The sequence below is a fragment of the Shewanella sp. genome, from assembly GCF_047975355.1.
Classification (GTDB): Bacteria; Pseudomonadota; Gammaproteobacteria; order Enterobacterales; family Shewanellaceae; genus Shewanella.
Map to the genome: position 1 here is coordinate 20,946 of NZ_JBKEDJ010000097.1, position 10,795 is coordinate 31,740.

10 protein-coding genes and 1 rRNA gene are annotated in these 10,795 nt (G+C 47.5%); 6 read left to right on the top strand and 5 right to left on the bottom strand.

Annotated elements, in window-relative coordinates; all coding sequences use genetic code 11:
* The first annotated feature begins 5 nt into the window (after positions 1 to 5).
* The 3 genes from ACK5NH_RS20095 to ACK5NH_RS20105 all read left to right on the top strand — a co-directional run bounded on the left by ACK5NH_RS20095 (position 6) and on the right by ACK5NH_RS20105 (position 3,140).
* A complete protein-coding gene (locus ACK5NH_RS20095) occupies positions 6 to 449 on the top strand; it encodes a GNAT family N-acetyltransferase (protein ID WP_416922940.1) in 444 nt (147 codons plus the stop codon).
* 226 nt (positions 450 to 675) lie between these two features.
* Positions 676 to 1,287, top strand: coding sequence for a TetR/AcrR family transcriptional regulator (locus tag ACK5NH_RS20100; RefSeq protein WP_416922942.1), 612 nt, complete (start codon positions 676 to 678; stop codon positions 1,285 to 1,287).
* Positions 1,278 to 3,140, top strand: coding sequence for an MFS transporter (locus tag ACK5NH_RS20105; protein ID WP_416922944.1), 1,863 nt, complete (start codon positions 1,278 to 1,280; stop codon positions 3,138 to 3,140). The genes ACK5NH_RS20100 and ACK5NH_RS20105 overlap by 10 nt, the downstream gene beginning before the upstream one ends.
* Positions 3,141 to 3,194: 54 nt before the next feature.
* On the opposite strand, the gene mnmH is transcribed toward ACK5NH_RS20105, so the two are convergent.
* The 3 genes from mnmH to ACK5NH_RS20120 form a co-directional block, all read right to left on the bottom strand.
* Positions 3,195 to 4,334, bottom strand: coding sequence for a tRNA 2-selenouridine(34) synthase MnmH (gene mnmH, locus ACK5NH_RS20110; protein ID WP_416922946.1), 1,140 nt, complete (start codon positions 4,332 to 4,334; stop codon positions 3,195 to 3,197).
* On the bottom strand, positions 4,334 to 5,392 hold the full coding sequence (gene selD, locus ACK5NH_RS20115) for a selenide, water dikinase SelD (RefSeq protein ID WP_416922948.1): 1,059 nt from the start codon (positions 5,390 to 5,392) through the stop codon (positions 4,334 to 4,336). Before selD ends, mnmH begins: the two co-directional genes overlap by 1 nt.
* A 96-nt stretch (positions 5,393 to 5,488) precedes the next feature.
* Positions 5,489 to 6,595 (bottom strand): acyl-CoA desaturase, encoded by a 1,107-nt coding sequence (locus ACK5NH_RS20120; protein ID WP_416922950.1) that lies wholly within the window; start codon positions 6,593 to 6,595, stop codon positions 5,489 to 5,491.
* A gap of 143 nt (positions 6,596 to 6,738) precedes the next feature.
* Between ACK5NH_RS20120 and fabR the strand changes: the two genes are divergently transcribed.
* On the top strand, positions 6,739 to 7,353 hold the full coding sequence (gene fabR / locus ACK5NH_RS20125; protein ID WP_011070594.1) for an HTH-type transcriptional repressor FabR: 615 nt from the start codon (positions 6,739 to 6,741) through the stop codon (positions 7,351 to 7,353).
* 69 nt (positions 7,354 to 7,422) lie between these two features.
* Here fabR and trmA read toward each other — a convergent pair whose 3' ends face one another.
* On the bottom strand, positions 7,423 to 8,520 hold the full coding sequence (gene trmA, locus ACK5NH_RS20130; RefSeq protein WP_416922952.1) for a tRNA (uridine(54)-C5)-methyltransferase TrmA: 1,098 nt from the start codon (positions 8,518 to 8,520) through the stop codon (positions 7,423 to 7,425).
* A gap of 141 nt (positions 8,521 to 8,661) precedes the next feature.
* On the opposite strand from trmA, the gene murI reads away from it, so the two are divergent.
* Positions 8,662 to 9,480 carry a glutamate racemase gene (murI, locus tag ACK5NH_RS20135; RefSeq protein WP_416922954.1) on the top strand — a complete coding sequence of 273 codons (819 nt, stop codon included), beginning with the start codon at positions 8,662 to 8,664 and terminating at the stop codon, positions 9,478 to 9,480.
* Between the two features lie 11 nt (positions 9,481 to 9,491).
* On the opposite strand, the gene ACK5NH_RS20140 is transcribed toward murI, so the two are convergent.
* Positions 9,492 to 9,956 (bottom strand): RNA-binding protein, encoded by a 465-nt coding sequence (locus ACK5NH_RS20140; RefSeq protein WP_011715450.1) that lies wholly within the window; start codon positions 9,954 to 9,956, stop codon positions 9,492 to 9,494.
* Positions 9,957 to 10,590: 634 nt separating this feature from the next.
* Between ACK5NH_RS20140 and ACK5NH_RS20145 the strand changes: the two genes are divergently transcribed.
* A 16S ribosomal RNA gene (locus tag ACK5NH_RS20145) occupies positions 10,591 to 10,795 on the top strand; the annotation flags it as partial.

Sequence of the window (10,795 nt, forward strand, 5' to 3'; positions counted from 1 at the left end):
TTTACATGCAGTCTATCCGTCCAGTATTAAAGTCAGAGTTAGCCGATGTTTTTCAACTTGAGCAGGCTATCTTTGGCGATCATTGTTATCCCGATTTTTTCTTCCGCCAAGGGTTTGATTGTTGGCCTGAGCAGTTTCTGGTTGCCGTAGATGATGGCGGGGAGCTTTTAGGCTATTTGCTCTGCGCTCAAAGTAGCGACCCTGCCTGTATGTGGATTCTATCCGTGGCAGTGAGTGAGCAAGCCCGCGGCCAAGGTATTGGTAAACAATTAATCCAGCAATGTTTAACCCAGCTACCACTTCAGGTGCAGCGGGTGGATTTAACCGTCGATCCCCATAATCCTGCCCATGGTTTATACCAGCGTTTAGGATTTGTCGATACCGACTTCGAAACGGACTATTTTAGCGCTGGGGCCGATAGAGTCGTGATGAGTTATCACTGCTGCTAGGTAAAAGTTCAATGTCGAAATGGCGCCCTCGATTGAGGGCGCCGTTTTTTATGCGCTAAAAGTTAAATTCCTATTGAGTTCCATCGAGCGATTACCTCAAGTTAGCCTTTCTTCCCTCATTTTTATGCCTTTTATTTAAGGCTGTACGCAAAATAAACTTATTTTGAACGTTGTTTTTTATTTTTGAGACTGTTAATCTCACTGCATTCAACAGGGAGTGAGACCTATGGCGAGACGCAAAGAACATAGTCATGATGAGATTCGTGCTATGGCAATAGAAGCGGCAATGGCATTGCTGCAACAGCAAGGGACACAAGAACTGAGTTTACGTAAGATTGCTAGCCAGATTGGCTATGTGCCGAGTACCTTAATCAATATCTTTGGTAGCTATAACTACCTTCTGTTAGCCGTTTCTGAGGCAACGTTGCAGGCGTTGATGCGTCAGCTCTCCGAGGTCAATGCAGAGAATAGTCGCAATCAAATCATTAGCATGGCGCAAAAATACGCTGAGTTTGCCCATGCACAGCGCCAATGTTTTAAGTTGGTATTTGAACTGCAGCTACTCGACTCAGAACCTTTGCCCGAATCTCAAGGCCAGCTTATCGCGGGTTTATTCAGTTTAATTGAGCGTGAGTTAGCCCTGTTGTTCCCCCATAAAGCTGCTGCGCAGCAACTTCAAATGAGCCGAGTGCTCTGGGGCGGAATCCACGGCCTCACCGCCTTATCACTGGATAATAAATTGTTTGCCGATACGGCATCTTTACCCGCTTTGTTAGAGAGTCATGTGACAGGGTATTTACAGGGAATGGGTTATCAGAGGGAAGAGTCATGCTGCTAACAAAACGTTTTTTACCGTATTTTGCTACCCAATGCCTTGGGGCACTTAACGACAATATCTATAAAAATGTGTTGTTGCTGCTGGTTACCTTCAGCCAAGTCAACGATTTACCTATTAGTGTCGACATGTTTGTCAATTTGGCGGCAGGGGTCTTTATCCTACCGTTTTTCCTGTTTTCGGCCCATGCTGGCGTGGTGGCCGACAATATGGATAAGGCCAAACTTATCCGTCGCTTAAAATTGCTCGAAGTCATCATTATGTTCAGCGCCGCCGCGGCCATCGTGAGCGAAAATTACATGATGATGTTATTACTGCTGTTTTTAACCGGTAGTCAGTCGGCCTATTTTGGCCCGGTCAAGTATTCCCTCTTACCTCAAGCCTTAAAAGAAGATGAGTTAGTCACGGGCAATGCCTGGGTTGAGATGGGGACGTTTTTGTCTATCTTGATTGGTACCTTGAGTGCCGGGATTTTGGTGTCAGAAAACAACGCCACCCTATGGTCAGCCATCACAGTCGCTGCCCTTGCCTTGGCGGGGTATTTATCTAGCCGCGCGATCCCAGCTTTACCACCACAGGGTACAGTTCAGAAAATCCAATTTCGCCCATTATCAGGCACTTGGCGCACCATAAAGAAGGCGCGTCAAACGCCTTCGATTTGGATGGCCATCCTCGCCATTAGCTGGTTCTGGTTTTTGGGTGCCACATATCTGACCCAATTCCCTAACTTTGCCAAGCTGCACCTGCACTCTGGCGCGACTGTAGTGTCGCTACTGCTGGGGATGTTCTCTATCGGAATTGCGGTTGGCTCCTTTGTCTGTGAGCGTTTTTCCTTTGGCCATGTGGAGCTAGGTTTGCTGCCCTTTGGGGTGCTCGGCTTAACTGTGTTTGGTGTGGACTTGCTTTGGGCGATTCCGCCAGCACCGGCGGATGCGCAGTTTGTTTATGGCTTACACTCCTTTATTGCCGAGCCGAAGCATTATCGAGTGATGTTGGACTTCTTTATGATTGGTGTCAGCGGTGGTCTGTTTATTGTGCCTCTGTATGCCTTTATTCAAGCGCGCTCCGCTAAAGGAGAATGTGCGCAAGCGATTGCCGCGAATAACATTATGAACTCGCTCTTTATGGTGGCGTCGGCGTTGTTGTCTATGCTGCTACTCGGGGTGGCTGGCTGGAGCATTCCACAGTTGTTCTTACTACTGGCGGTGATGAACTTTGTGGTTGCGCTTTATGTGTATTCGCAAGTGCCTGAGTTTACTCAACGATTTATCAGTTACTTACTCAGCCATGTGATGTATCGGGTGACTGTTACTGGGCGAGAAAAAATCCCTAAAGAAGGCGCTGGCATCATAGTCTGTAACCATGTGAGCTATGTGGATGCGTTGATCATTATGGGGGCGTCGACCCGGCCGATTCGTTTCGTGATGGATAAATCTATCAGTGAAATCCCTGTGCTGAAATACCTGTTCCGCCATGCAGGAGTAATCCCGATTTGTTCGCCGCGTCAGAGTGAGGCAACTTACAATCAAGCTTTTGAATCGATTCATGAGGCGTTAGCGAATGGCGAGTTGGTGTGTATCTTCCCCGAAGGTCGTTTAACCCCCGATGGTGAACTTGGTGAGTTTCGCCCTGGTATCGATAAAATCCTCGCTCGCGATCCTGTGCCGGTGGTCCCTATGGCGCTCAATGGACTGTGGGGCTCTTACTTTAGTCATAAAGATGGCCATGCATTGACCACAATGCCGAAACGCTTCTGGTCCAAGGTATCGGTGAGCTTAACGGATGTGGTGGATGGGCAAAGTGCGACTCGACACTCGCTCAGGGATAGTGTCGCAAATCTACTCAATAAGCATTAAGTTAACGGGATAGATAAAGAAAACCGTGGCAGTTAGCACACGGTTTTCTTGTTTTCAGCCTTTTGAGTGGTGGTTATCCAAGGAGTAGTTATTCCGGTGATAGTTATCCAGCCACTCATGCATGGCTTGGTGACTTCCCCTAAACAGAATATTGCCGGCTTTTTTCTGCAACTGGTATTCGTACATGGGGTCGTAATATTTGTGCAGTAGCAGGCTTATCCAGGCCAAATGTTGTGAGGTTTGGTTTTGATTAAGTTGCTGCGACAGTGCTTGTTGCATGATGTCTTGCAGCTCTTGATATTGCTTACCGCCAAGACGTTTGCGAATGCTGCCAAGACCCTGTAATAGGTAGTGGCTAAAGGCTTCGAAACCTGCCTCTAAGCCGAGACGTTCGCTAAATCCTCGGTGCATTTTATGAACGTATTCATCGAGTAAGCGAGTGAGCCTGATGTCATCATCTTCTTCGAGTACCACAATATCGGCCGTTTGCATTGCGCTATAAAAGCTTTGCGGCAGCGCCGAGCGGCCAATCAAAAAGCTTTCATCCTCGAGCAACAAACAGGCGTGATTGCCTAATTGATGCCGCAACAGGGCAATGGCGAGTCGATTTTCAAAGTTAATTTGTGTCGGTTGTGGGTCGATGTTTTTACCAAAGCTCGAGCCTCTGTGATTGGCAATGCCTTCGAGATCGATTGCTTCCTTACGCAGTCTTAAAAAATCGGTTTTACCGCTTCCCGTCATGCCACTCAGGCTTAGCAAAGGTTGCTGACTTGGCACAGCCTCAATCACACCAATTAAATATTGGCGCATGCCTTTGTAGCCGCCCTGTACATAAGGCACGGTAACGCCTGCCTCTTGCAGCCATTGCTGAGTTAACTGTGAGCGTAGTCCGCCACGAAAGCAGTAAAGGTAAGCTTCGGGGTGGGCCGATAAAAAGTTTAACCAAGCATCAATACGCTGTTGTTTTACCACGCCATGCACGAGGGAATGGCCCAAGGCTATCGCGGCTTGCTGCCCTTGCTCTTTGTAGCAAGTGCCGACCTTTTCCCTCTCCTTATCAACCATTAACGGCAGATTTACCGAGGAAGGAAAAGCGCCACGGTCAAACTCGATTGGCGCCCTTAAGTCGATTAATGGCTGCCCAGCGATAAATATATCGTGATATTGCTGGGCGGGGATGAGCTTAGTTGTCATTAACACAGCACCACATTAGCGGTGGAGGTGGGCGTTTCTAGCGAACCAATACAGATAGGCTCAATCTGATGGGCATTCAGCAGTGCTACCAGTTCGGCTTCGGCCACACTCGACACCGCCACTAACAAGCCGCCACTGGTTTGTGGATCACACAAAATGGCTTTTTGATGATCGGTAAGTGCGGGCAAGTGTTCGCCATAACTGTCGTAGTTACGATGGGTACCACCGGGAATACAGCCTTGCGCTAGATAGTCGAGGGCGCGCGGCAAGAGTGGTACCGAATCGAGGTCAAGTTTAGCGGTGAGTTTAGCGCCTTGGCATACTTCCAGTAGGTGTCCCGCAAGCCCAAAACCTGTGACATCGGTGAGGGCGTTTACGCCTTTAATTTTAGCGATTTTGGCGCCTATACTATTGAGCTGGCACATGGCATTGACTGCAATTTGGCTATCTTCATCTTTGAGCTTCTTCTGCTTTTGTGCCGTAGTGAGAATGCCAATTCCGATAGGTTTAGTGAGATACAAGCGATCGCCCGCTTTTGCGGTATCGTTTTGTTTTAAATCCGTAAGGGCGATTTGCCCAGTGACCGCAAGGCCAAAGATTGGCTCAGGCGCATCGATACTGTGACCTCCGGCCAGCATTATCCCGGCTTCCATACAGGCTTGACGGCCACCATCGACTACTTGTTGCGCGATCTCGGCGGGAAGCTTGTTCACTGGCCAGCCTAATATCGCAATTGCCATCATGGGCGTGCCACCCATGGCATAGATATCGCTAATGGCATTGGTGGCGGCGATACGGCCAAAGGTAAAGGGGTCATCTACTATGGGCATAAAAAAGTCGGTGGTACTGATAATACCGATTTCATCATTGAGCTTATAAACGGCTGCATCATCACGGCTTTGATTGCCGACCAACAGGTTAGGATCGGTAAATACAGGCAGCTGTGAGGCAAGGATAGTGGTCAGTACTTTAGGGGAAATTTTACAGCCGCAGCCGGCACCATGACTATATTCTGTGAGTTTAATGCTATCGGCGGAAGATACAGCGGAATTCGACATGAGCCCTACATCCTGTAAAAAGTGATTGAGGCATCATCATAATAGGATACGGCCACCATGCAAGGCGGCCGTATGATTTTTACCGAGAATTGTGGTCTAGCTATAACTTGCAGTGAGGCTCTTCCAGCTTTTTTGCTGAGTCAGGAATCGTGTCTTCAATTCTTCGACTTGCAGTAACAACTGTTGATCGACCAGTTGTTTACGCTTGGCTTCTAACAGCGCCTTTTTTGCCTGATAGTATTCGAGTAAATGTTCCTTCATTAACTCGTATTCCTGTTGGATTTTCTCAATCACTTCATCGGCATTGGGCAGATGGACCACTTTATTTTTGGCATACAGCAGTTGCATCTGTAGGCGTGCGCTCTCAATCCGCTCCTGTGGACTGGTGCGTAGGTCTTTGGCTAAGCCAACCCAGGATAATGCTTTAATCAACCACTTAGTTGGATCGTAATGCCACCATTTTATGCCGTTACGGTAATCGTTTTCGAAGATATGGTGGAAATTATGGTAACCCTCACCGTAGGTCAACATCGCTAAGAAACCGTTATCGCGGGCGGTGTTTTTATCGGTATAGGGTTGGCTACCCCACACGTGTGCGAGGGAGTTAATGAAGAAGGTGCAGTGATGCACAACGACTAAGCGCAGTAATCCCGCCATCAGCAACATGCCAGCGATATTGCCAGTGAACCAGCCTAGCAGGGCAGGTAGACCAATGTTCATCAACAGGACGAGGGCGAGATAATGCTTGTGTTGCCACATTACGATACGGTCGTTCTGCAAATCGCGTACGTTTTGATAGTCGTGATAACGTTGGGCTTGGTATTCGCGCAGCATCCAACCAATATGGCTGTACCAGAATCCCATTTTGGCAGAGTAGGGATCTTTATCATTGTCATCGACGTGCTTATGGTGCACTCGATGATCGGATGCCCAATGTAACGCACTGTTTTGTAATGCCAATGCACCACCAAGAGCATAGAGAAAACGTATTGCAGGATGCGCCTTATAGGCCTTATGTGACCAGAGTCTGTGGTATCCAGCGGTGATTGACAGGCCACTGGCAAAGGCTAAGACCACAAAAGCAATCCATTCGCTGGCGCCATAACCGTGGGCTAGGCCATACCAAGGAACGAGGATAACTGCACTGAGGAAGGTGAGGCTAAAGAGGATGACATTTAGCCAGATGATAGGGGGTTTATTCATTATAGTTTCCAATATCCGCATTTGAGCGTACAACTGTAAGCTAATTTAGCCTAGCAATCTTGTTTGGTCAAGGTGAATGGGGCTGTGTTTCAGACGCAAAAGCGGTATTATCGCGTCATTACATTCAGTTAGCGGATTGAAGAATGGGTATTCGTGCACAGCAAAAAGAGAAAACTCGGCGGGCATTAGTCGATGCGGCGTTTAATCAACTCAGTGCTGAGCGAAGTTTCTCTAGCTTAAGCTTGCGTGAGGTGGCGAGGGAAGCCAACATTGCGCCCACATCCTTTTATCGTCATTTTAAGGATATGAATGAGCTTGGGTTGACCATGGTCGACGAAGGTGGGCTGACCCTAAGACAGATGATGCGAAAGGGACGGCAACGTGCCGAAGCTGGGGGCAGTGTGATCCGCATTTCTGTGGATACCTTTATGGAAGTACTTGATTCTAATCCAAACGTTTTCAGAATCTTACTGCATGAGCGCTCTGGTACCTCGGCGGCCTTCCGTGCGGCAGTAGCCCGTGAGATTGAACATTTTATCTCTGAACTGGCCCATTACACCGAAGCGACAGCGGGCCGCACGCCTATGCTGGCCAGAGCACAGGCAGAAGCGTTAGTGACCTTAGTGTTTAACGCCGGAGCGTCGGCACTGGATATGAAGCGCGCCGATCGTAAAGTGCTTGCCGACCAACTGGTGATGCAATTACGTATGGTGGCTAAGGGCGCCGAAGCCTTACAACATAAGGTCGAGCATCGCTAAGTAAGATTGTGATTTAGTCCAAAAATAAAGGAGCCAATGGCTCCTTTATTTTTAGGTACATAGAGTCGCCTAACGACGCTCAAGCAGTACACCAGTTTCCATATGGTCGGTATAAGGGAACTGATCGAACAGGGCAAAACGGGTGACTTTATGGGTCTGATTTAATTGCTGCAAATTGTCTTTCAAGGTGTCGGGATTACAAGAGATATACAGGATCCGCTCATAACCTTGCACTAACTCCAACGTGGCAGGGTCGATACCTGCTCGTGGTGGGTCGACAAAAATGGTGTTACAGACATAGCTATCCAGATCTATGCCTCCTAAGCGTCTAAAGCTGCGCTTTTTCGCCATCGCATCGCTAAATTCTTCCGCCGACATACGGATAATCTGCAGATTATTGATATTGTTGACTTCGATATTGTATTGGGCAGCATCGACTGAAGGTTTAGCCAACTCGGTCGCGAGCACGCGATTAAAGTTTTGTGCCAGCGCGATGGAGAAGTTGCCATTACCACAGTAAAGCTCCAGTAAATCGCCTTGGCTATTTTGAGTCACGTCGATAGCCCATTCCAACATCTTGATTGCCACCTTGGCATTTGGCTGGGTAAAGCTGTTTTCGATTTGTTTGTAATGGAAAACTTTGTCATTCACTTGCAGTGACTCAACCACAAAGTCTTTATCTAAATCGATTTTCTGTTTGCGCGCACGGCCAATGATATTGACCTTAAATTGGCTGCTCAATCTGGCTTTAAGTGCGGCGGCTTCGCTGCGCCATTGGTCATCAAGCTGTCTGTGATATAGCAGTGACACTAAAATCTCACCGCTGAGCGTTGATAAAAAATCAACTTGGAAGAGTTTGTGGCGTAGGCTGTGGTTCGGTTTTAACTCGGCGATCAGCGCCGCCATCATCTGATTGATTAAGGCGCTCGCGGGTAAGTATTGATCGCAACGAACTTTGTCGTTCAATACTTTATCGAACATGTAATAGTATAAATCGTCGCTCTCATGCCATATGCGAAACTCGGCGCGCATCCGATAGTGGGCAGGTTCTGATGCAAACACTTCAACACTCGGTGTCTCAAATTTGGCAAAGGCCTGCTCTAGTTTGATACGCTTTGCAGTTAGTTGCGCATCATAGGTCGTGGGATCCATTGCTGCTAAGTTCATTGTCGATTCACCGTGGCTGTAAATTGGGGCGCAAATTTTATACTAGGTGACACGAATGTCCAGCATCTTGGTTTTGCGGTTTGAGTTAAGCTGTGGGAGAATCCGCTCGCGAATGGGGCAACGAATTAACTGGAGACGGGCTTGTCGCAACCAATATTAGTATTCGATTCAGGCATCGGCGGTCTATCCGTATTGGCCGAAATTCGCAAATTGCTCCCACATCACGATTATTGCTATTTGTTCGATAATGCCAGATTGCCCTATGGCGAATTGGAAGAGCAGGAACTTGTCTCGGGTTGTGTCGCGCTTATCGACCAAGTCGTCGAGCGTACCCATGCCGCGATTGTTGTCGTAGCTTGCAATACCGCGAGTACTGTTGTGTTGCCCGCGCTACGTGCCACTTTATCTATTCCTGTGGTGGGCGTTGTCCCCGCCATTAAACCCGCGGCGCAGTTATCTAAAAGTAAGCGTATCGGTTTACTAGCCACTCCTGGTACGGTCAAGCGTCACTATACCTACGAACTCATCAGCCAATTTGCCGATGATTGCCACGTTGAGCTGTTCGGATCTTCCGAATTAGTGCTAATGGCCGAACAGAAGATTGCCACCGGGCAATTAGATATGGCGCGGTTAACACAGGTGCTATCACCCATCGTCGCAGCGGACTTAGATGTATTGGTGCTTGGATGTACTCACTTCCCCATGCTGCGTGATGAACTGCAACAGGTATTAGGCAAAGGTGTCACCTTGCTCGATTCTGGAAAGGCCATCGCCAAGCGAGTCAAAACCTTGTTGGCTGAGACTAAGAGTGAGGAGCAAGTTTTGGAAGACGCGCACAGCAATTTACTTATGCAGGCATTTTATACTAAAGCGGAAATTAGTGAGGGATTAGCGACTACGTTAGTCGATTGTGGCTTTTCAACTTTAGAGCGAATCACCACAATCAACTCAAACGGATAAATTAACGCGGATTACTCATCGGTACCTGTACGGTCGGCAGCTTCCGAATCTTGAGTCTTCGCTTCTCTAACCTTTAAGGTTCTTTCTTGGAAGTTGAAATCGTTCAGCTTGACCATCGCCTTTTGAGCTCCCGCCTCGGACATTTCCACAAAGCCGAACCCTTTGCGACGACCCGTCTTACGATCACGCACTAAACGTACTGAGTTAACGGGACCGAACTCACCAAACAAAACCTTCACTTCACCCTCATGAACACGATAAGGCAAGTTGCCTACATAGAGTGTCATGGTCGGGCCAACATATTGCTCATCTGCACCTTGAGCTTGGTTTGTCTCTGGGACAAATTTAAAAACGAGAGTAGTAATGATAACGCCAGCAACAAAAGCGATGTACGCAGGTAATGTAGTTGCAAATTGAGATAGCGCGATTGCGCCGAGAATGGCAATAACCAAAACAATAAGAAATGACTTTTGCATATAAATGCTCTCTGAATGAAATAGAAAATGATAAATAACTGTTAACAGCAAGTCATATGGTAATGAATTATTTACTTTTACACTAGACCGCTGCCGAAAAATTGAGCGTGAATTATCATTTCTCAGATAAAAATTCGCTTTAAAATCGAATAACAAAGCAGAAAGAGATAAAAAATAGACATGATGTTTAAAATATCGACGTACGATTTAAAGAACCGAAAAAAGCCCTTGCGTAAAAAGTTCTGCTGCCTATAATGCGCATCCACTGACACGGCAGACAGCGATACGCAGTTTCAAGTGCCAGTTCATCGAGTGATTCACTCATTGATGAGCGAAAAGAAAGTTGCAAAAACTACTTGACGCAAAAATGGGAATGCGTAGAATACGCAGCCCTGACCCGCTGAAATCACTTGTGATAAGGCGATGGTCAACGCTCTTTAACAATTTATCAAGCAAATCTGTGTGGACACTCACAGGTGTTGAGTTAATCGAAATTACTCTGCCGTTTGGCGAGTAATCAAAATTTAAATCAATGAATGAGTGTTCATAGCAATATGTACAGTTTGTTTTGACTTTCGAGTTGAAACAACAAATCAGAATTCATTGAGTCGAACCTTCGGGTTCACAAAACTTTTAATTGAAGAGTTTGATCATGGCTCAGATTGAACGCTGGCGGCAGGCCTAACACATGCAAGTCGAGCGGCAGCACAAGGGAGTTTACTCCTGAGGTGGCGAGCGGCGGACGGGTGAGTAATGCCTAGGGATCTGCCCAGTCGAGGGGGATAACAGTTGGAAACGACTGCTAATACCGCATACGCCCTACGGGGGAAAGGAGGGGA